This is a genomic window from Streptomyces sp. NPDC021562, assembly GCF_040640875.1.
Classification (GTDB): domain Bacteria; phylum Actinomycetota; class Actinomycetes; order Streptomycetales; family Streptomycetaceae; genus Streptomyces.
The window spans coordinates 85,102-106,962 of the sequence record NZ_JBFACN010000029.1; the positions used below are offsets into that span (position 1 = coordinate 85,102).

Below are 21,861 nucleotides of genomic sequence, written 5' to 3' on the forward strand. Positions count from 1 at the left end.
GGAGTGGTGACGTGACAGGCTGGCAGTTCTGGGTCGATCGCGGCGGGACGTTCACCGACGTCGTCGCCCGGCGCCCGGACGGCCGGCTGCTCACCCACAAGCTGCTCTCCGACAACCCCGCGCGGTACGCCGACGCGGCCGTGGCGGGCGTCCGCGAACTCCTCGCCGACTCCGGCGAGCCCGTGGACGCCGTCCGCATGGGCACCACGGTCGCCACCAACGCGCTCCTGGAACGCAAGGGCGAGCGCACCCTCCTGGTCGTCACCCGCGGCTTCCGCGACGCCCTGCGCATCGCCTACCAGAACCGCCCGCGCATCTTCGCCCGCCGCATCGACCTGCCCGGGCTGCTGTACGAACGCGTCGTCGAGGCCGACGAGCGCATCGCGGCCGACGGCACCGTCCTGCGCGCCCCCGACCTGGACGCCCTGGCGGGCCCGCTGCGGCAGGCGTACGAGGACGGGATCCGCGCGGTCGCCGTCGTCTGCATGCACAGCCACCTGCACCCCGCCCACGAGCGGGCGATCGGCGAGCTGGCCGCCCGCACCGGCTTCCCGCAGATCTCGCTGTCCAGCGAGGTCAGCCCGCTGATGAAGCTCGTCCCGCGCGGCGACACCGCCGTCGTCGACGCCTACCTGTCGCCCGTCCTGCGCCGCTACGTCCGCCGTGTCGCCGACGAACTCGAAGGCGTGCGGCTGATGTTCATGCAGTCCAACGGCGGCCTCGCCGAAGCCGGGCAGTTCCGCGGCAAGGACGCCGTCCTGTCCGGGCCGGCCGGAGGCATCGTCGGCATGGCGCGGATGTCGCAGCTCGCCGGCTTCGACCGTGTCATCGGCTTCGACATGGGCGGCACCTCGACCGACGTGTCCCACTTCGCCGGCGCGTACGAGCGGGTCTTCACCACCCAGATCGCGGGCGTCCGACTGCGCGCCCCCATGCTGGACATCCACACCGTCGCCGCGGGCGGCGGCTCGGTGCTGCACTTCGACGGCTCCCGCTACCGCGTCGGCCCGGACTCGGCCGGCGCCGACCCCGGACCGGCCTGCTACCGCGGCGGCGGCCCGCTCGCCGTCACCGACGCCAACGTCATGCTCGGCCGTATCCAGCCCGCCCACTTCCCGCACGTCTTCGGCCCAGACGGGGACCGGCCCCTGGACGCCGACCTCGTCCGCGACCGGTTCGCCGACCTCGCGCGGCAGATCCGCGAGCAGACCGGCGACGACCGCACCCCGGAACAGGTCGCCGAGGGCTACCTGAGCATCGCCGTGGCCCACATCGCGGGCGCCGTGAAGCGGATCTCCGTCCAGAAGGGCCACGACGTCACCCGGTACGCCCTCACCACCTTCGGCGGGGCCGGCGGGCAGCACGCGTGCCCGGTCGCCGACTCGCTCGGGATCCGTACCGTCCTGGTGCCGCCGATGGCAGGCGTCCTGTCCGCGGTCGGCATCGGGCTCGCCGACACCACCGCCATGCGCGAACAGTCCGTCGAGGTCCCTCTGGAGCCCGCCGCCATGCCCGGCGTCCGCAGGACCGCCGACGACCTGGAAGCAGCGGCCCGCGCCGAACTCCGTGCCGAGGACGTCCCCGAGGACCGTGTCGAGGTGACCAGGCGCGCCCAACTCCGCTACGACGGCACCGACACCGTCCTGACCGTCGACCTCACCGAAGCGGGCGCGATGAAACGCGCCTTCGAAGATCGTCATCGCGCCACGTACTCCTTCACCCTCGACCGTCCGGTCGTCGTCGAAGCCCTTTCCGTGGAAGCCACCGGCATCACCCAACCCCCCGATCTGTCCGCCCTCGCCCCGTACGAAGGCCGCCCCGCCGCCCCGGAGACCGTCCGCCTCCACACCGGCGGCGCCTGGTGCGACGTACCCCTCCACCGCCGCGAGGAACTGCCTCCCGGCGCACCCGTCACCGGCCCGGCGATCATCACCGAGGCCAGCGCCACGACCGTGGTCGACGACGGCTGGCGGGCCACCGCGACCGACGACGGGCATCTGGTCATGGAACGCGTGGCGGTCACACAGAGTTCCGAACTCGACACGAAAGTCGATCCCGTTTTGCTTGAGGTCTTCAACAACCTCTTCATGTCCATCGCCGAGCAGATGGGCGCCCGGCTGGAGTCGACGGCCCAGTCCGTCAACATCAAGGAACGTCTGGACTTCTCCTGCGCCCTGTTCGACCCGGACGGGAACCTGGTGGCCAACGCCCCCCACATCCCCGTCCACCTGGGCTCGATGGGCACCAGCGTCAAAGAGGTCATCCGCCGTCGCGGCGCCTCGATGCGTCCTGGCGACACCTACGCCGTCAACGACCCGTACCACGGCGGGACCCACCTGCCCGACGTCACCGTGATCACTCCGGTCTTCGGGACCGGCGGCACCGCGGTCACAACGGGTGACGGTGGGAACATCCTCTTCTACGTCGCATCCCGCGGCCACCACGCCGAGATCGGCGGTGTCGCCCCCGGCTCGATGCCCGCGAACAGCCGCACCATCGAGGAGGAGGGAGTCCTCTTCGACAACTGGCTGCTCGCCGAGAGCGGCCGGTTCCGGGAGGCCGAGACCCAGCGGCTGCTCGCCGAGGCCCGCCATCCCTCCCGCAACATCCCCACCAACCTCGCCGACCTGCGTGCCCAGATCGCCGCCAACCGCAAGGGCGTCGACGAGGTCGGCCGCATGATCGAGGAGTTCGGTCTCGACGTCGTCCAGGCCTACATGCGCCACGTCCAGGACAACGCCGAGGAAGCCGTCCGCAGGGTCGTCGACGCCCTGGACGACGGCGAGTACGCCTACGAGACCGACTCCGGCGCCGTCATCCGGGTGAGCGTCCGCGTGGACCGCGGCAACCGTCGGGCGACCATCGACTTCACGGGCACCTCCGCGCAGCTCGCCACCAACTTCAACGCCCCGTTCTCGGTCGTCAACGCGGCGGTGCTGTACGTCTTCCGGACCCTGGTCGCCGACGACATCCCGCTCAACGACGGCTGCCTGCGGCCCCTGGACATCGTCGTCCCACCGGGTTCGATGCTCGCTCCCGAGCCGCCGGCCGCCGTCGTCGCGGGCAACGTCGAGACCTCCCAGGCCATCACCGGCGCCCTCTACGCGGCACTGGGCGTCCAGGCCGAGGGGTCCGGGACCATGAACAACGTCACCTTCGGCAACGCACGCCACCAGTACTACGAGACCGTCGCCTCCGGTTCCGGGGCGGGCGACGGATTCCACGGCGCGAGCGTCGTACAGACCCACATGACCAACTCCCGGCTCACCGACCCGGAAGTCCTGGAATGGCGGCTGCCCGTGCGCCTCGACGAGTTCGCCGTACGGCGGGGCAGCGGCGGCGCGGGCCGCTGGCGCGGCGGGGACGGCGCGGTCCGCCGGATCCGCTTCCTCGAACCCATGACCGTCTCCACCCTCTCCCAGCACCGTCGCGTCCCGCCGTACGGGATGGCGGGCGGGGCGCCGGGCGCGCTCGGCGCGAACCGCGTGGAGCGGGCGGACGGCACGGTCACCGAACTCGGCGGCAGCGACACGGCGGACGTCGGCACCGACGACGTCCTCGTCATCGAAACCCCGGGTGGCGGCGGGTACGGACATCCGTCACCCGGCGGCGCATCAGGCATCACCCTCACCGAGCACGACCCCATCAACGAATGACCCTCATCAAGCAGGAGAAGAGATCGATGATCTTCGGGCGATCTGAGCGCGGCAAGCCCCCGGTCGAGCCCGTCACGCTCAAGATCCTCGTGGCCGGCGGCTTCGGCGTGGGCAAGACGACGCTGGTCGGCGCGGTCAGCGAGATCAGGCCGTTGCGCACCGAGGAACTGCTCACCGAGGCGGGGCGGCCGGTCGACGACACTTCCGGTGTCGAGGGCAAGCACACCACCACCGTCGCCATGGACTTCGGCCGCATCACCCTGCGCGAGGACCTGGTGCTGTACCTGTTCGGCACCCCCGGGCAGGAACGGTTCTGGTTCATGTGGGACGAGCTGTCCGAGGGCGCGCTGGGTGCCGTCGTGCTGGCCGACACCCGCCGCCTGGAGGACTGTTTCGCCGCCGTCGACTACTTCGAGCGGCGTTCCATCCCCTTCCTCGTGGGCGTCAACTGTTTCGAGGGCGCGGACCGTTACCCGGCCGAGGACATCCGCCGCGCCCTCGACCTCGACCCGGACGTACCGGTCGTGCTCTGCGACGCCCGGGACCGCGGGTCGGTCAAGGAAGTGCTCATCGGCGTCGTACAGCACGCGATGGCCGCTGCGGCGGCGCACCGGCAGGCCGCCACCACCTGAGCGGCGGCACGGCCCGTACCCCCGCCGACCGGGGTACGGGCCGTGGTCCGAGGGGACTACTCGGCGTCCTCGTCGAGCCAGCCGAAGCTCTTCTCCACCGCCTTGCGCCAGTTGGCGAACTCCCGTTCGCGCACCGACGCCTGCATGGCGGGCGTCCATTCGGCGTCCTTCTGCCAGTGCGACCTGAGTTCGTCCAGATCGCTCCAGAAGCCGGCTGCAAGGCCGGCCGCGTAGGCGGCGCCCAGGCAGGTCGTCTCGGACACCCGGGACCGGATCACCGGCACCCCGAGCACGTCGGCCTGGTGCTGCATCAGCAGGTTGTTCCTGGTCATGCCGCCGTCCACCTTCAGGGTCGTGATCCGTACCCCGGAGTCCTGGTACATGGCGTCCACGACCTCCCGCGTCTGCCAGCTCGTCGCCTCCAGCACCGCACGCGCGAGATGTGCCTTGGTGACGTAGCGGGTCAGCCCGGTGATCACACCGCGCGCGTCCGAACGCCAGTAGGGGGCGAACAGACCGGAGAAGGCCGGCACGATGTAGGCGCCGCCGTTGTCGTCGACGCTCGCGGCCAGGGGCTCGATCTCGTCGGCGGTGCGGATGATGCCGAGCTGGTCGCGGAACCACTGGACGAGCGCGCCCGTCACGGCTGTCGAACCCTCCAGGCAGTACACCGGTGCCTCGTCACCGATTTTGTAGCCCATGGTCGTCAGCAGTCCGTTCTTGGACGCCACCGGCCGGTTGCCGGTGTTGAGCAGCAGGAAGCTGCCCGTTCCGTAGGTGTTCTTCGCCGTGCCGACCTCGTAGCAGGCCTGCCCGAAGACCGCTGCCTGCTGGTCGCCCAGGGCGGCGGCCACCGGCACCCCGGCGAGCCGGCCGACGGCGGTGCCGTACACCTCCGCGGAGGACCTGATCTCGGGCAGGACCGCCGCGGGGACGTTCATCGCCGCGAGGATGGCGGGGTCCCACTGGAGGGTCTCCAGGTTCATCAGCATGGTGCGCCCGGCGTTGGTGACGTCGGTGACGTGCCGGCCGCCGTCGGTGCCGCCGGTGAGGTTCCAGATCAGCCACGAGTCGACGGTCCCGAAGGCGATCTCGCCGCGCTCGGCGCGGTCCCGGAGCCCGGGCACGTTGTCGAGCAGCCAGGCCGCCTTGGGCCCGGAGAAGTAGCTCGCCAGCGGCAGCCCGGTCTGCTCGCGGAACCGGTCCTGGCCGTCGCTGCCGCCGAGCTCGTTGCACAGGGCGGTGGTACGGGTGTCCTGCCAGACGATCGCGTTGTGCACGGGCTTGCCGGTGGCCCTGTCCCACAGGACCGTCGTCTCGCGCTGGTTGGTGATGCCGAGCGCGCTCAACTGGTCGGCTCGCAGCCCCGCGTTGGCGAGCGCCCCGGCCACCACGGCCTGCACCTTGGACCAGATCTCGGTGGCGTCGTGCTCCACCCAGCCGGGCTTGGGGAAGATCTGGCGGTGCTCGCGCTGGTCGACGGCGACGATCGCGCCGCCGTGGTCGAAGATGATGCAGCGGCTCGACGTGGTGCCCTGGTCGATGGCGGCGACGTACTTCTCGGCGGTGTCCGGCATGGCTACCCCTTGGTCGCTGGGTCCGAAGGCTGCGGTGGTCGCTGGGTCCTGGGGTCGCGGGTGAAGGCGGGGAGATCAGAAGGCCACGTTGTAGAGGAGACCCGCGAGTGCCCCGCCGATCAGCGGGCCGACGACCGGGATCCAGGCGTAGCCCCAGTCCGAGGTGCCCTTGTGGGGGATCGGCAGCAGGGTGTGCACGATCCGGGGACCGAGGTCGCGCGTCGGGTTGATGGCGTAGCCGGTGGGCCCGCCGAGGGACAGTCCGATGCCGACGACGAGCAGGGAGACGATCAGGACGGTGGTGCCGGACTCCCCGAGCCCCTTCGTCAGCCCGAAGGCCAGGATCGGCAGGACCAGCGCCATGGTCGCGATGATCTCGGTGATGAGGTTGGCGACCGGGTTCCGGATCTCCGGGACGGTGGAGAAGATGCCGAGCGTCGGGGTCGGCTCCTCTCCTGACTCCTCGTCCGGCACGTTGGCCCGGAACTGGGCGAGGTAGACCAGGTAGGTCAGGAAGGCTCCCAGCACCGCGCCGGCGAGCTGGCCCAGCAGATAGACCCAGACCTTGTTCCACCTGCCGGTGTCGACGGCGATGCCGATGGTGACGGCCGGGTTGAGCTGCCCTCCTGACAGCGGGGCGGCGGTGTAGGCGCCGGCCAGGACGCCGAAGCCCCAGCCGAACGCGATCACCACCCAGCCCGCGGCCCGGGCCTTGGAGTGTCGGAGGGTGACCGCGGCGCAGACACCGGCGCCGAACAGGATCAGGATGGCCGTGCCGATGACTTCGCCGACGAATATGTCTCCGTTGCTCATGGCGGCTCCCAGGGCGCTGGCCGGGGGACTGGCCCGGCACTTAGAGCAGGAACGGTTCTTTGGCGATGTCGGGACAGCCCAGGGCGCAGTGCCTGATTACGCCGAGTATGTGCGGCGATGTCGACCGACACCGGAAGTTTTCACCGGCGTCCAGGGGGCGTCAAGGTCGTTGACGGCAACGATGACGGGCGAGCGCCAGGGAGCAGTTCTCACGGTTCCACCACCGCGTACCCGGCCTGGGCCGGGTGAGAGCCCGAGCCGCGCCGGATCTCGTACCCGGGCAGCCCCGCCCGCCCCAGCACCCAGCTCGCGCCCGGCAGCGCCTTGGCGGCCTTCTTCAGCGGTGCCAGACACGCGGCCGCCTGCCGGTGGTCGGCCACGCTGCCCGGGGGCAGACGACGGTGGCCAGGGACAGCGTGACGGGACGGCCACCGGCCGACCAGGTGGCGTCGAGCACCGCCTCCAGCGGGCCGAGGCCCGTCTCGTCGGCCAGCACCAGGAAGTCGTCGCCGCCGATGTGCCCCACGCGCGCGTGCCCGGCTGCGGCCTCCTGCAGGGCCCGTCCCACCGCGCGGATCAACTCGTCGCCCGCCGCGAACCCGGCCCCGTCGTTCACCAGTTTGAAGTGGTCGATGTCCAGCCAGCTCAGCGCGACGACCCTACCGTCCGCGATCCAGCGGTCCGCCTCCACCGTGATCGTGTCCGAACCGGGCAAGCGCGTCAGCGGGTTGAGACCGGCGGCCTCCTCGACCCGGCTCTCGGCGAGTGCCCGCAGCAGGTCGGCTAGGTGGACGACGCCCACGCAGCGCCCCAGCCGGTCGACGACGGCCACGTCGTCGCAGGCGCGGTCCCGGCCGCCGACGGCCACCACGTCCAGCACCTCCCACGCGGTCGCGTCGATGCCGACCGTGCGCGGTGCGTCGCCCAGTTTGAAGGCCGGGCGGTCGGCGTACAGGGCGTGCCCGTAGCGGCCTGACATCGACAGCAGGAAGCGGGAGCGGTGCACCGACCGCACCGGAGTACCCGCCTGGTCCACCAGGAGGACGCCCGAGACGTCCGGGGACCCGGTCAGCAGCGTCCGTACCTGCGACGCGGACGCGGTGACCGGCAGCAGTGCGGCAGGCCGTACGAACTCCCGCACCGACGGCCCGGAGCGCGGCCGGGTCACGGCGGCGGCGGGCGAGGGCGGCGGAACGTACACCTCGGCCACCGGGATCCGGGCCGGCGGTGCGAACAGTTCGCCCTGGCCCAGCTGCGCCCCGGCCGACAGGGCCGCCGCGTACTGCAGTTCCGTCTCGACGCCCTCGACGGCCAGGAGGGCGCCCAGTTCCTCGCACAGGGTGCGCATCGCCCGGACCGCGGCAGGCCGGCCGAGCAGCGAGGCGTCCAGTTTGACCAGGTCGGGGGAGAGGTCGGTGAGCAGTCGCAAGGGCACGTCCCCGTCGCCGATGCCGTCCGCGCTGATCCGGAAGCCCTGGCCGCGCAGGGTCGCCACGGCCTCCAGCAGGGACCGCTGCGGCACATGCGCGTACGGCGGGACGACGTCCAGGGTGACCTCCCAGGGCATCCGGCCGGCTTCGCGGACGGCCTCGGGCAGCGGGCCGATGCCGCCCAGGTCGGCGAGCGTGGCGGCGAAGACGTTGATGTGCAGTGGCAGGAGGGTCTCCCTGCGGGCCGCCGACCGGAAGGCCAGCACGGCCAGCCTGCCGTCGAGTTCGGGGTCGCGGTGGGCTTCGGCGAGGATGTCACCCGTCTCGGGGCGGGCGAGGATCTCCAGTGCGGCGACCCCGCCTGTCGTCAGGTTGACCACCGGCTGGAAGGCGAAACGGAGAGCATCCGTCCAGGAGAGCACGGGAGCATGATGGCTCGCCGGGCGTGCGCCCAGGGGCAGTTCATGAGACGTTCACGCATCATTCCGGGGTGGTCACGCAGTGTGCGAATCCTGCCGTCACACCGGTCCCGTCAGGCCACCGCTATCACGGACGAACCGTGCCCGAACAGCCCCTGGTTGGCCGTGATGCCCACGCGCGCGTGCGCGACCTGCCGGTCTCCCGCCGCGCCCCGCAACTGCCAGGTGAGTTCGCAGACCTGGGCGATCGCCTGGGCCGGCACCGCCTCTCCGAAGGAGGCGAGGCCGCCGCTGGCGTTGACGGGTATCCGGCCGCCCAGCGCCGTCGTGCCCTCCCGCAGCAGCTTCGCCGCCTCACCCTCGGCGCACAGCCCCAGATCCTCGTACCACTGCAACTCCAGTGCGGTGGACAGGTCGTACACCTCCGCCAGGGACAGCTCCTCGGGTCCGACGCCCGCCTCCTCGTAGGCGGCGCTCGCGATCGACGCCCGGAAGGTCCGCTCCGGGGGCTCGACCGTGGCGGCCGAGTCCGTGGCGATGTCCGGCAGGTCCAGCACCGTGCTCGGATAGCGGGGCGTGACCGTGGACACGGCCCGGATCCGCACCGGCCGCCGTGACCCGTGCCGGCGGGCGAACTCCAGGCTGGACAGGACCAGCGCGGCCCCGCCGTCGGAGGTCGCGCAGATGTCCAGCAGCCGCAGCGGATCCGCGACCACCTGGGAGGCGGCGACCTCCTCGGGGGTGACCCTCTTGCGGTAGCGGGCGTACGGATTCGCCGCACCTGCGGCCGCGTTCTTCACCTTGACCAGTGCGAAGTCCTCGGGGGTGTCCCCGAACACGGCCATCCGCCTGCGCGCGTACAGCCCGAAGTAGGCCGGATTCGTCGCCCCGAGCAGCCTGAAGCGCAGCCAGTCGGGATCGTCGGGACGCTCTCCTCCGGCGGGCCGGAAGAAACCCTTGGGCGCCGCGTCCGCGCCCACCACGAGTACCGCGTCGGCGAGCCCCGCCAGGATCTGCGCCCTTGCCGCGGCGACGGCCTGGGCACCGGAGGCGCACGCCGCGTACACGCTCGTCACCCGGGCCCCCTGCCAGCCCAGCGCCTTGGCGTAGGTCGCGCCCGCGACATAGCCCGGATAGCCGCCACGTACCGTGTCCGCGCCCACGATCGAGCCGATGTCCCGCCACCGGAGCCCCGCGTCCTCCAGAGCGGCGCGGGCAGCCGCCGTCCCGTACTCGACGAATCCGCGTCCCCACTTGCCCCAGGGATGCATGCCCACGCCGAGCACCGCCACGTCCGCCGTCATCGCGCCACCCCCGTCGGCCGCCAGTGCCAGGTGGTCCAGGTCGTCTCCGCGTCCTCGGCCAGCACTCCGGGGACGACCTCGGCCTCCATGCCCACCGCCAGATCGGCGACGGTGATACCGGGAACCGCCTGGCCCAACACCACGATCCGCTCGGCCTCCAGCTCCACAGCGATCAACGCGTACGGCTCCCAGGGAAGTTCCGGATCGCTCACATAGGGTGACGGAGGCCGGTATCTGCTGTCGGTGAACGACCAGATCCGCCCGCGCGGGGAGAGCGGGACCTCGTTCAGATCGCCACCCGGGCACACCGGGTTGCGGCAGTGGACGTCCTCCCGCGGAAAGAAGACCGTGGCGCAGGCGGCACAGCGGGTGCCCAGGAGCCGGAAGGCGTTCCCCTCGCCGGCGAACCAGCCGTCGACCGCCGGCATGCGTGTACGCGACAAAGCTCCTCCACGGCAGCAGATCTGACGGGACGTCAGAAGTGTGCCACGGGCCGCCCGGATTGGGCAGGCCGCGGAGCCGAACGCCGACGGCCGGTCCGCCGCCTGATCACTCTCCTGATCACTCGGCCGATCACTCGGCGTCGCTTCACTTCCGGAAGAAGACGCTCCGCTGACCGTGAGACGACACCCTCGTGATCGGATAAAGTCCGCGCGTGTCCGAAAATCAGCACCCCCTTGCCAACTCCGCTCCGGACTCGCACTGTTCGAGCTGTGGAGCGGCCTACGGAGAGGGCATCTCCGGCTGGCCCCGCACCTGCGCGGCCTGCAACCACACCGCGTACCGCAATCCGCTGCCGGTGGCGATCGCCCTCCAGCCCGTGTACGACACGAAGGGCACCGCCCTGGTCGTCATCACCCGCACCGTCGCCCCCGCGCGCGGGGGCGTCGCGCTGCCCGGCGGTTACGTCGACGACCGCGAGGACTGGCGGCACGCCGTCGTCCGTGAGCTCAAGGAGGAGACAGGCATCGACGCGGCCGCCCGCGACGTGCGCCTCGTGGACGCCATGAGCTCACCCGACGGGCACCTGCTGCTCTTCGGCCTCCTCCCGGAACGTCCGGCCGAAGGCCTCCCGCCGTCGGGTGCGACGGACGAGACGGAGGGCTGGCACCTGCTGCGCCGACCCGAGGAACTCGCCTTCCCCTTGCACAGCGTCGCCGTGCGCGCGTGGTTCGAGGGCCGTTACTGAGCCCTCCGGCTCAGCCCAGCCCCCTGACACGCACGGGCCGGGACGGCTCGCCGACGCCGTTCTCCCCCTCGCGCCGGACCACCACCTGCCGGCCCTCCCAACGGGCGACGTACCGTTCCACCTCCGGCTCGTCCCAGCCGTCGCCCGCGTCCGGCACGACCAGCCCGCCGCCCGTCCGCCCCCGGACGGGCGCCCACACCTCCAGCTGCGTACCGCCGTCCTCGCCCCGCACGGGAAGGACGGCACCCGCGCGCGCGAGCACCGGGATCCGGGACAGCGGCGCGTCCACGAGGACCTGCCCGGGACCCTCGTACGCCTGCTCCGACAGCGTGTCGTACCAGCGCCCCCGGGGCAGCTGCACCGCACGCCGGTCCGTGCCCGGATCGAGCACCGGCGCCACCAGCAGAGCGTCGCCCAGCAGGAACGCGTCCTCCCGGTCACGCAGCGCCCGGTCCTCCGGCGCACCCCACCACAACGGCCGCACATAGGGCGCGCCGGTGCGCCTCGCCAGATGCGCCAGCGTCATGAAGTACGGCAGCAGGCGTCGGCGTTCCAGGAGCGCCGCGCGCGCGTGCTCCAGCACCTCGGGCCCGAACTCCCACGGCTCCCGGCGCCCCGCCCGCATGCCGGCCTGCGTGCGGAACAACGGCAGGTACGCGCCCAGCTGGAACCAGCGCAGGAACAGCTCGGGCGACGGGCTCCCGTCGAATCCGCCCACGTCCGGGCCCGAGTACGGCACCCCGCACAGCCCGAGCCCCAGCACCAACGACAGGGACGCGCGCAACCCGGGCCAGCCGGTGGCGACGTCACCGGACCAGGTGCCGCCGTAGCGCTGCATTCCCGCCCAGCCGGAGCGCGAGAACAGGAAGGGGCGCTCACCCGGCGCCGCTTCCCGAAGCCCCAGGTAGGCGGCCTGGGCCATGCAGAGCGCATAGACGTTGTGCGCCTCACGGTGGTCGCCGCCGCGGCCCTCCAGAGCGTGCCTCGACGACCGCGGCAGCGTCGACTCGCCGAAGGCGTTGAAGGAGGTCGGCTCGTTCATGTCGTGCCAGAACCCCGCGAAGCCCAGCGCCAGCCGCTCCTCGTACAGAGCACCCCACCACTTGCGCACGCGCGCGTGCGTGAAGTCGGGAAAGACCGACTCCCCGGGCCACCCCACCCCCTCGACCGGCCGCCCCGACGCATCCCGTACGAAGGCGTCCACGGCCGCCCCGCTGTCATGAACCGCGCAGCCCCGCTCCGCCCTCACCGCCGGGCCCACGGTGGACACCAGCCGGATCCCGTCCCGCCGCAGCTCCTCCGCCAGCGTCGGCAGCTTCGGGAAGCGTTCGCGGTCGACGGTGAACACCTGATGGGCGTCATGGTGGTCGATGTCCAGATGGACGGCGTCCAGTGGCAGATCCCGCTCCTGGTAACCGGCGACGATCCGCCGCACTTCCTCCTCGCTGCCGAATCCCCAGCGGGCGTGGTGATGGCCCAGCGCCCACGCCGGCGGAAGGGCCGGCGGCCCCGTGAGCGAGGCCCAGGTGTGCAGCACGCGCGCGGGGGTGCCCACCATCACCCAGCAGCGCAGCGGGCCGCCGTCCATCCGCAACTCGCTCCGTCCGGTCCGGTCATGACCCGAACCAGCCCCCTCCTCACCCTCCCGGAGCGTCACCGTCCCGTCCCACGAGGTGTCGTGGAACACCAGGTGCGCGGCGGCGTCCGCCACCACGAACTGCACCGGCATGGTGATGTACAGCGGATCGTCACCGGGCCCGAAGGCGTGCCCGGGGTCGGTGTTCCACAGCCGGTAGGACCCGTCCCGCAGCCGGGGCCCCGAGGCCCGCCCGCCGAGACCGAAGAACCGCGCGTCCGCCGCCACCTCCGAGCGCTGCACCCAGCGCGCCGCACCCCCGTCCACCGGCTCCCACCACCGGGGCGGCAGGTCCCGCCGCAGCATCACCCCACCCGGCGTGCACACCTCCACCGCGCCGTGCCGCGAGACACTGACCGTCACCCGCTCCGCCACGACCCGCCAGCCGCCGTCGGTGTCCGGTTCGAGCACCGCCCGCGGGTCGGCCTCAGGACCGCGACCCGCGAGACCGTACGACGGTTCGGGACCGGCCCCGTCCCAGCCCCAGAAGACCGCACCGTTCAAGGCGACCATGATCCGCAGCTCGGACCGGCTGAAGCGGATCACTCCGCCCCCGGGGCCCGGCTCCGCGCCCTGCACCGGCCCGGGCACCCGGGCCCGCTCCGCCCCCCGCGCGGGCAGCCCGACCGCATCGATGCGCCTCCTGCGCCACGCGGCGCGTACGGTACGCAACCCCAGAGCCGCCTTCCTCGAACCGCCCACTCTTACCGAACGCACCAGGTCACGACCGTCCATGCTGCTCACCCTGCCACTCCACGCGCCGCACGTGCGCGCCGTTCAACTGCCGTTCACCCGTGCCGGGACCAGATCTTCACGACACGGTCCACGTGGAGCGCGCCCTGGTGCAGAAGTCGATCACATGGCATCGTCCCTGTCAGCCGCGTCACGCGCCCACCCCCGCCCGTGCGCGTCCCCCGCACACCAGCGCAGAAGCCCGGGAGCCGCCCCATGTCGACCGCGAACCCCCAGCCGCTCTGGCAGCCCGATCCGCAACGGATCGCGCAGGCCCGCATCACCGCGTTCCAGTCCTGGGCGGCAGCACACCACGGAGCACCCGCCGACGGGGGCTATCCGGCCCTGCACCGCTGGTCCGTCGACCACCTGGACACCTTCTGGAAAGCCGTCACGGAGTTCTTCGACGTACGGTTCTCGACGCCCTACGCGCGCGTGCTCGGCGACCGCTCCATGCCGGGCGCCGAATGGTTCCCCGGCGCCACCCTGAACTACGCCGAGCACGCCCTGCGGGCCGCCGGCACACGCGCCGACGAACCCGCGCTCCTGCACGTCGACGAGACCCACGAACCCCACCCGGTCACCTGGGCGGAGCTGCGCCGCCAGGTGGGCTCCCTGGCCGCCGCGCTCCGCGCCCTCGGCGTCCGCCCCGGCGACCGTGTCAGCGGCTACCTCCCGAACATCCCGCAGGCCGTGGTCGCACTCCTCGCCACCGCCGCCGTCGGCGCCGTCTGGACCTCCTGCGCCCCCGACTTCGGCGCCCGCAGCGTCCTGGACCGCTTCCAGCAGGTCGAACCCGTCGTCCTGTTCACCGTCGACGGCTACCGCTACGGCGGCAAGGAACACGACCGCCGCGAGACCGTGGCCGAACTCCGCGGCGAGCTGCCGACCCTGCGCGCCGTCGTGCACATCCCGCTGCTCGGCACCCCGGCCCCCGAGGGCGCCCTGGACTGGGCCGCGCTGACCGCCGCCGACACCGAGCCCGAGTTCGAGCAGGTCCCGTTCGGCCACCCCCTGTGGGTCCTCTACTCCTCCGGCACCACCGGCCTGCCCAAGGCCATCGTCCAGTCCCAGGGCGGCATTCTCGTCGAACACCTGAAACAGCTCGGCCTGCACTGCGACCTGGGTCCGGAGGACCGCTTCTTCTGGTACACCTCGACCGGCTGGATGATGTGGAACTTCCTCGTCTCCGGCCTCCTCACGGGCACCACGATCGTCCTGTACGACGGCAGCCCCGGACACCCCGACATCAGCGCCCAGTGGCGCGTCGCCGAACGCACCGGAGCCACCCTCTACGGCACCTCCGCCGCCTACGTGATGGCCTGCCGCAAGGCAGGCGTCCACCCGTCCCGGGATTTCGACCTCTCCCGGGTGCAGTGTGTCGCCACCACCGGCTCCCCCCTGCCTCCCGACGGCTTCCGCTGGCTGCACGACGAGGTCCGCGACGACCTGTGGATCGCCTCCGTCAGCGGTGGCACCGACGTGTGCTCCTGCTTCGCCGGGGCCGTCCCCACCCTCCCGGTCCACACCGGCGAACTCCAGGCACCGGGCCTGGGCACCGACCTCCAGGCCTGGGACCCGCACGGCAACCCCGTCATCGACGAGGTCGGCGAACTGGTCGTCACCAACCCGATGCCCTCCATGCCGACCCGGTTCTGGAACGACCTCGACGGCAGCCGCTACCACGACAGTTACTTCGACACCTACCCCGGCGTCTGGCGGCACGGGGACTGGATCACCGTCACGTCACGCGGCTCGGTCGTCATCCACGGCCGCTCCGACTCCACGCTCAACCGGCAGGGCGTACGGATGGGCTCGGCCGACATCTACGAGGCCGTCGAGCGCCTGCCCGAGATCAGGGAATCCCTGGTCATCGGCATCGAGCAGCCCGACGGCGGCTACTGGATGCCCCTCTTCGTCCACCTGGCGCCCGGGGCGGTCCTCGACGAAGCCCTGCTGAACCGCATCAAGCAGGCCATCCGCGAGCAGCTGTCGCCCCGGCACGTCCCCGACGAGATCATCGAGGTGCCCGGCGTCCCGCACACCCTCACCGGCAAGCGCATCGAGGTCCCGGTCAAGCGCCTTCTCCAGGGCACGCCTCTGGAGAAGGCCGTCAACCCGGGCTCCATCGACAACCTCGAGCTGCTGGGCTTCTACGAGGACCTCGCCCGAATGCGCACCTGAGCTCCTCGCCGAGGCGGTCAGCCCCCGTAGGTGGCCTCGGACTCGCCCAGTACCGAGGCGAAGTCCGAGGCCAGCCGTACGGCGTCGACCGGCTCGAGCCCCGCGGTCGTCATCCGCACCCCCGGGCCGGCCGAAAGCCTGAAACGCGCGCCCGCCGCGACCCACCAGCCGTACGAGCGCAAACCGTTCACCACGGCCGACTCGTCCCGCACGGGCACCCACAGGTTCATCCCACTCGCCCCGTGCGAAGCGATGCCACGCTCGGCCAGCTCTCCTGCGAGCGTTCGCCGGCGTACCGCGTAGGCCGCACGCGCGCGTGCCACCAACGCGCGTGTGTCCGCGTCGGTCATCAGGCCGAGCACCGTCTCCTGCAGCAGATGACTGACCCAGCCCGACGTCACGAGCAGCAGTCCGTCGTGACGCGCGAGCGTCGTCGCGTCACAGGTGGCTGCCGCCCAGCGCAGGTCGGTACCGAGGAACTTGCTCACCGTCCGCACATGCACCCAGCGCGCCAGGCCCGCGCCGACCGCCGAGTGCAGCGGGGCGTCGGTCACCGAGGAGGCGTGATCGTTCTCGACCACCAGGACGTCGGGCTCGGCCCGCAGCAGCTCGGCCAAGGCGTCCCGGCGCGCGGCCGAGAAGCAGCCGCCGTACGGATTCTGCGCCCGGGGGCTGTACACCACGGCCCGGGCACCCGCGCGCAGGGCCGCGGCCAGACTGTCCGGACGCATTCCCTCGTCGTCCACGGCAACCGGAAAGGTCCGCAGCCCCAGCGCCGGGACGAGGTCGAGCAGGTGGTGATATCCGGGGTCCTCCATGGCCACGGCGTCGCCGGGCCGCAGCTCCACGGAGAGAACGCGGGCGATCAGGTCCAGGGCGCCGTGCGCGAACGTCACGTGCTCCACCGGGAGGCCGTCGGGCCGCAGCCAGTCACGTACGGCTTCCTCCAGCCGCGCGAGCCGTGGCGCGGAACGGTGTGACCGGGCGCCCGGGGACAGCCGCGAGGGCGGCACCAGACCCGGCAGCAGGGCCGCATCGGGATGCCCGCCGGCCAGGTCGCGGAGGCCTGGGGGCACTCTGGGCGGCCGCCTTGACGCCAACGCCGGAGCGGGCGCCACCACGGTGCCGCCACGCCCGCGCGTGACGACGATCCCGCGCCGTCTCAGTTCCTTGTACGCCGCCGCGACCGTGCCCGGGCTCACCCCCAGCTCCTCCGCGAGCCGCCGCACCGGCGGCAGCGGTGCCTCCGGCGCCAGCTCGCCCTGGGCCACGCCCTGTTCGACGGACGCGGCAATCCCCTTGGCCGTGGACCCGGTGATCCCATATTGTATTACCACGTTGGCAAGTATGTATCAGTACATAATTTCCGGCAAGGGGGAGCATTGCAGACGACGCCCGGCACGAGGACACGACCGAAACGCATACCCGGAGGCCGCGACGGGCGCAGAATGCTCGCCATCGCCCTGATCGACCGCATCGGCAGCGGACTGTGGGCGTCGGTGTCGGTGCTCTACTTCACCTACGTCTCCGGTCTCTCCCTCCCCGAAGTCGGCACCCTCGCCGCCGTGTCGGGCGCCATCGGCATCGCGGGAGCACCCCTGGGCGGCCGCCTCGCCGACCGGCTGCCCCTCACCCGCGTCCTCACCGCGTGCCAACTCCTGCGCGCAGTCGCCTCATTGGCTCTCCTCACCACCGACGACTACACCCTGCTGCTCGCCATCTCGGCCGTCGGCGCCCTCGGCGACCGCGCCGCCAACGTCCTCACCAAGCTGTACGCCACCCGCGTCGCGGGCCCCGAACGAGTCCGCTACCAGGCCCTCAGCCGGACCCTCGCCAACGCAGGCTGGGCCCTGGGCGGTCTGGCGGCCGCGGCAGCGCTCGCCCTGGGCACCACCACGGCCTACCGCTGGCTCCTGACCGGCGATGCCGTCTCCTTCGTCGTCATAGCACTCCTCACCCTGCGCTGCGGCGAACCCCCCTCCGCCTCCCGAGTCGTGACCGGCTCCGGAACCAGGCCCCGCACCCCGAACCCGGCCGGCCCCTGGCGAGACCGGACCTACCTCGCGTACGTCGCCACCGACACCGTCCTCTTCCTCGACGACGCCGTCTTCAAAATCGGCCTGCCCCTCTCGATCGCCCACAGCGACCACGTCCCGCACGGCCTCGCACCCCTGCTGCTCGTCCTCAACAACGTGCTGGTGGTGGCCCTGCAAGTGCCGCTCGCCCGCTTCGGCACCAGCAGCGAGGCCGCCCGCCGGCTCCTCGTCCCGCTCTCCGCCGCCTTCGCGCTCGGCGGCACCGCCATGGCCCTCTCCGCCACCGGCGGAACCCCCACCGCGGTCCTCCTGCTCACCGCCGCGGCCACTGCCTTCACCCTCGCCGAAATCCTCCACGCCACCATCTCCTGGGAACTCTCCGTCGCCCTGGCGCCCGCCACCGCCCAGGGCGCCTACCTCGGCGTCCACGGCCTCGCCCAGTCCGCCCAGCGCAGCATCGGCCCACTCGCCGTCACCGCCGCCATCGCCGTCGGCCCACTCGGCTGGTCGGCGTTCGGCGCCCTCATCGCCCTGACCTGCGGAATTCAGCACCGATTCGTCCGGGACCGGCTTCCGCACCCCCGATTGTCAGTGGCGCCGATTACTGTGAGTGAGCATTGATCGACCGCACACAGGGGGAAACCATGGCGCGCACCGACCACCGGGGCATGCGACGCGTCCTGCGCCGCGAAATCGCCGGCACCATCGGCCTGCTGACCGACGAACACGACTTCCGCGCCATGCGGCGCTACCGCACCTTCACCTTCGACGACCACCCCACCTACCTCCACCAGATCGAAGCCCTCCTCAGGATCCGCGCGTCCGAAGGCACCCACACCACACTCGCCCTGTTCGACCCCGAGGAGTACGCCGAGTTCTGCACGGGCACCGGACTCGACCCGGACCACCCCGCGAGCCGCACCCGCTTCACCGCCGAACTCGCCGCCACCGGCGCCACCATCCCCTACGACGGCCGGCCCCTCACCGATCTCGTCCCCGCCCTCGTCGACGAGGCCGTACGCCAGGCCACCTGGGAGTACGCCAGCACCCTCCTCGCCCGGCTCGGCCCCTGCCCCACCTGCGGCGAGGACGTCGGACGGGCCGCCTTCACCCGCGCCGCCCACCTCCTCACCCGCATCCTCGACACCGCCCCACCCGGCGACCGGCACCTCGTCTGCAGCGTCTCCGGACCACCCGAAACCCTCGTCACCGTCCTCCACGCCGACCGGAACGCCGCGGGCACCACCGACCTCGACGAGGCCGAGACCCTCGAATTCACCAGCGTCCTCGCCCTCGGCCTCGCCACCCGCAGCCCCGGCGGGCTCGTCATGCGCACCAGCGCCCCGGGCAACCCCGACCGGGTCTACGGCTGGCGACTGCGCGGAGACACCCTCGCCCCGCTGACCGCCGGAGAAGTCTTCGACGCCTACTGCACAGACATCGAATCCGGCGACCTCATCTCCCCGGAATCCGACGTCGACTACTGCGCACCGCCCGACCTCGGCGGTCAGGACACACCACCGGGCCACCACCACTGAAACGCGCCAGGGGCGCCCCACCCGCAGGTGGAGCGCCCCTGGAACGACAGCGGACCACGGCCGCGCCCGGCTACTCGCCCGACAGCACCGCCTGAGCCGCCGCGCGCGCCTCGTCCGCGCTGTCGGCAGCACGCGCCGCCGCCGCGGCCCGCTCGCACTGCGCCAGCGTGTACTTGGCGAGCATCGCCCGGACATAAGGAATCGACGCCGCACCCATGGACAGGGAGGTGACACCCAGACCGGCCAGTACACAGGCCAGCAGCGGATCGGACGCGGCCTCACCGCACACACCGCAGCTCTTGCCCTCGGCCTGCGCCGCCTCCGCGGACAGCGCGACGAGGTCGAGCAGCGCGGGCTGCCACGGGTCCTGCAGCCGGGACACCGCACCCACCTGACGGTCCGCGGCGAACGTGTACTGCGCCAGGTCGTTGGTGCCCAGCGACAGGAACTCGACCTCCTGGAGGATCGAGCGCGCCCGCAGAGCTGCCGACGGGATCTCCACCATCGCACCGAACTTGGCCCGCAGCCCCGCCTCCCGGCAGGCCTCCGCGAACGCCTTGGCGTCCGCGCGGTCGGCCACCATGGGCGCCATGACCTCGAGGTAGACGGGCAGCCCCTCCGCCGCCTTCGCCAGCGCGGTCAGCTGGGTGCGCAGCACCTCGGGGTGGTCGAGCAGCGTCCGCAGCCCGCGCACGCCCAACGCCGGGTTCGGCTCGTCCGCCGGGGTGAGGAAGTCCAACGGTTTGTCGGCACCCGCGTCCAGCACCCGCACGACCACCCGGCCCTCGGGGAACGCCTCGAGCACCTGGCGATAGGCCTCGACCTGCTTCTCCTCGGAGGGAGCGTTCTTGCTGTCGTCCAGGAACAGGAACTCGGTACGGAACAAGCCCACGCCTTCGGCACCGGCCGCCACAGCCGCCGGCACGTCCGCAGGCCCGCCCACGTTGGCCAGCAGCGGCACCTTGTGCCCGTCCGCGGTGACACCCGGCCCGGTCGAGGCGGCCAGCGCCGCCTTTCGCTCGGCGGCCGCCGCCTGCAGCTCCGCCTTCTTCTGCGCGCTCGGATTCACGAAGATGTCGCCGGTGCTGCCGTCCACGGCGATCACCGTGCCCTCGGCGAGCTCACCCGCGCCGGGCAGTGCCACGACCGCCGGCACACCGAGCGCCCGGGCGAGGATCGCGCTGTGACTCGTCGGGCCACCCTCCTCGGTGACGAAACCGAGCACCAGCGCCGGATCGAGAAGCGCCGTGTCCGCCGGCGCCAGATCCCGGGCCACCAGCACATACGGCTCGTCGCTGTCCGGGACGCCCGGCATCGGAACGCCCAGCAGCCGGGCGACGATACGATTCCGCACGTCGTCCAGGTCGGCCACCCGGCCGGCGAGGTACTCGCCGGCGCCGGCCAGCAGCTCGCGGTACGCGGCGAACGCGTCGTACACGGCACGCTCAGCGGTGCTGCCGACGGCGATCCGGCGCTCCACGTCGGCCATCAGCTCCGGGTCCTGGGCCATCATGGCCTGCGCCTCAAGCACTGCCTGGGCCTCGCCACCGGCGAGGTTGCCGCGTGCCATCAGGTCGGCGGCCACCGCGTCCACCGCCTGACGGGCCCGGCCCTGCTCCCGCGCGGCCTCTTCCGCCGGGATCTGCTTGGCAGGCGGTTCCAGCACCGCCGTTCCCATGTGCCGAACCTCGCCGATCGCCACACCGTGGCTCACGCCGACGCCTCGCAGCGTTGTCTCCATCTCACCCGTCTCCGATAGTGCGGCGGGTCCCGCCGCCGCGATGGTTGTCGTGGTCGTCGCCCCCTCCGTCATACGGCGGGCAGGCGAACGGGGTCGTCAGCTCCGGACGAGTCAGTTCCAGGCGAAGAGGCTGTCCCCGGCCTTCACATCGCCGTCCTCGCGGAGTTCGGAGAGGGAGTCCGCCGTGGCCTCGAGTGCCACGACGGGGCACACCGGGGACTTGCCGGCGGCCTCCACCTCGGCCGGATTCCAGCGGATGACGCCCTGGCCACGGGTCACGGTGTCGCCCTTGTTGACGAGCAGTTCGAAGCCCTGGCCGTTGAGCTGCACGGTGTCGATGCCGAGGTGGGTGAGCACGCCGTGACCGCTCTCGTCGACGACGACGAACGCGTGCGGGTGCAGGGAAACGATGACTCCGTCAACGGGTGCCACGACCTCGGCAGGCTCACGCGCGGGGTCGATGGCTGTGCCCGGGCCGACCATGGCCCCGGAGAAGACCGGATCGGGCACGGCGGCCAGTCCGATGGCGCGTCCAGCCAGCGGGGACGTCACGGTGGTCATGGGAAGCCTCCCAGGAGTGGAGCTGCTTACGGGCCGTCACTACCTGTCCCGGACGGCCCTGAGCAGCAGCGTATGTCATATGAAGTGGCGGTTCCGCATGGAAGCTACCAGGTAGTGGTCTAGACCACCAGGGTAATGGATTTGCACGGGCTCCGAAGCCCCGTGTACAGTCGTACTCCTGCTTGGGGCCAAGCGGCGCGGCAATGCGTCCTCGGTCGGGCAGAACCCAAATTCGTCAGATCCTAACTTCGGATCATCTTCCGCATGCCTGCGGGAGGGTGGTCAGAGGGCCGGAAAAACACTGATAGAGTTTGGAACACCGAAGGGAAGCCCGGAGGAAAGCCCGAGAGGGTGAGTACAAAGGAAGCGACCGTTCCTTGAGAACTCAACAGCGTGCCAAAAGTCAACGCCAG

General features: G+C 71.8%; 13 protein-coding genes and 2 pseudogenes. 6 read left to right on the plus strand and 9 right to left on the minus strand.

Annotated features, from left to right (window positions below; all coding sequences use genetic code 11):
• Positions 1-11: 11 nt before the first annotated feature.
• Positions 12-3,702: pseudogene (locus AB0G52_RS33835) on the plus strand (hydantoinase B/oxoprolinase family protein).
• A complete protein-coding gene (locus tag AB0G52_RS33840; RefSeq protein WP_132894224.1) occupies positions 3,683-4,288 on the plus strand; it encodes an ATP/GTP-binding protein in 606 nt (201 codons plus the stop codon). The pseudogene AB0G52_RS33835 and the gene AB0G52_RS33840 overlap by 20 nt, the downstream one beginning before the upstream one ends.
• A gap of 56 nt (positions 4,289-4,344) precedes the next feature.
• Here AB0G52_RS33840 and glpK read toward each other — a convergent pair whose 3' ends face one another.
• From glpK to AB0G52_RS33865, 5 genes and pseudogenes are all read right to left on the minus strand, one after another.
• Positions 4,345-5,865, minus strand: a complete 1,521-nt coding sequence (glpK, locus tag AB0G52_RS33845) for a glycerol kinase GlpK (protein ID WP_361341797.1) — start codon at positions 5,863-5,865, stop codon at positions 4,345-4,347.
• Between the two features lie 75 nt (positions 5,866-5,940).
• Positions 5,941-6,678, minus strand: a complete 738-nt coding sequence (locus tag AB0G52_RS33850) for an MIP/aquaporin family protein (RefSeq protein ID WP_361341800.1) — start codon at positions 6,676-6,678, stop codon at positions 5,941-5,943.
• 209 nt (positions 6,679-6,887) lie between these two features.
• Positions 6,888-8,530 (minus strand): annotated as a pseudogene (locus AB0G52_RS33855) (GGDEF domain-containing protein).
• 110 nt (positions 8,531-8,640) lie between these two features.
• Positions 8,641-9,831 carry a lipid-transfer protein gene (locus tag AB0G52_RS33860; protein ID WP_361341803.1) on the minus strand — a complete coding sequence of 397 codons (1,191 nt, stop codon included), beginning with the start codon at positions 9,829-9,831 and terminating at the stop codon, positions 8,641-8,643.
• Entirely contained in the window at positions 9,828-10,259 is a 432-nt protein-coding gene (locus AB0G52_RS33865; RefSeq protein WP_361341806.1) for a zinc ribbon domain-containing protein, read from the minus strand. The genes AB0G52_RS33860 and AB0G52_RS33865 overlap by 4 nt, the downstream gene beginning before the upstream one ends.
• A 227-nt stretch (positions 10,260-10,486) precedes the next feature.
• Between AB0G52_RS33865 and AB0G52_RS33870 the strand changes: the two genes are divergently transcribed.
• Positions 10,487-11,020 carry an NUDIX domain-containing protein gene (locus tag AB0G52_RS33870; protein WP_361341809.1) on the plus strand — a complete coding sequence of 178 codons (534 nt, stop codon included), beginning with the start codon at positions 10,487-10,489 and terminating at the stop codon, positions 11,018-11,020.
• Positions 11,021-11,030: 10 nt separating this feature from the next.
• On the opposite strand, the gene AB0G52_RS33875 is transcribed toward AB0G52_RS33870, so the two are convergent.
• Entirely contained in the window at positions 11,031-13,391 is a 2,361-nt protein-coding gene (locus AB0G52_RS33875; protein ID WP_361341812.1) for a glycoside hydrolase family 31 protein, read from the minus strand.
• 213 nt (positions 13,392-13,604) lie between these two features.
• Between AB0G52_RS33875 and AB0G52_RS33880 the strand changes: the two genes are divergently transcribed.
• Complete coding sequence (locus tag AB0G52_RS33880; RefSeq protein WP_361341815.1) at positions 13,605-15,572, plus strand: acetoacetate--CoA ligase; 1,968 nt, start codon at positions 13,605-13,607, stop codon at positions 15,570-15,572.
• A gap of 17 nt (positions 15,573-15,589) precedes the next feature.
• Here AB0G52_RS33880 and AB0G52_RS33885 read toward each other — a convergent pair whose 3' ends face one another.
• Complete coding sequence (locus tag AB0G52_RS33885; RefSeq protein WP_132894239.1) at positions 15,590-16,909, minus strand: aminotransferase class I/II-fold pyridoxal phosphate-dependent enzyme; 1,320 nt, start codon at positions 16,907-16,909, stop codon at positions 15,590-15,592.
• A 111-nt stretch (positions 16,910-17,020) separates the two neighbouring features.
• Here AB0G52_RS33885 and AB0G52_RS33890 point away from each other — a divergent pair, with 111 nt between their 5' ends.
• Both AB0G52_RS33890 and AB0G52_RS33895 read left to right on the plus strand, forming a co-directional pair.
• Entirely contained in the window at positions 17,021-18,229 is a 1,209-nt protein-coding gene (locus tag AB0G52_RS33890; protein WP_132894241.1) for an MFS transporter, read from the plus strand.
• A 23-nt stretch (positions 18,230-18,252) separates the two neighbouring features.
• On the plus strand, positions 18,253-19,146 hold the full coding sequence (locus tag AB0G52_RS33895; protein WP_361341819.1) for a hypothetical protein: 894 nt from the start codon (positions 18,253-18,255) through the stop codon (positions 19,144-19,146).
• Between the two features lie 70 nt (positions 19,147-19,216).
• Here AB0G52_RS33895 and ptsP read toward each other — a convergent pair whose 3' ends face one another.
• The gene (ptsP, locus tag AB0G52_RS33900) at positions 19,217-20,887 is read right to left on the minus strand and encodes a phosphoenolpyruvate--protein phosphotransferase (protein WP_132894245.1); all 1,671 of its coding nucleotides are present in this window, start codon (positions 20,885-20,887) and stop codon (positions 19,217-19,219) included.
• Between the two features lie 111 nt (positions 20,888-20,998).
• Positions 20,999-21,448 (minus strand): PTS glucose transporter subunit IIA, encoded by a 450-nt coding sequence (locus AB0G52_RS33905; RefSeq protein ID WP_132894247.1) that lies wholly within the window; start codon positions 21,446-21,448, stop codon positions 20,999-21,001.
• Positions 21,449-21,861: the final 413 nt, after the last annotated feature.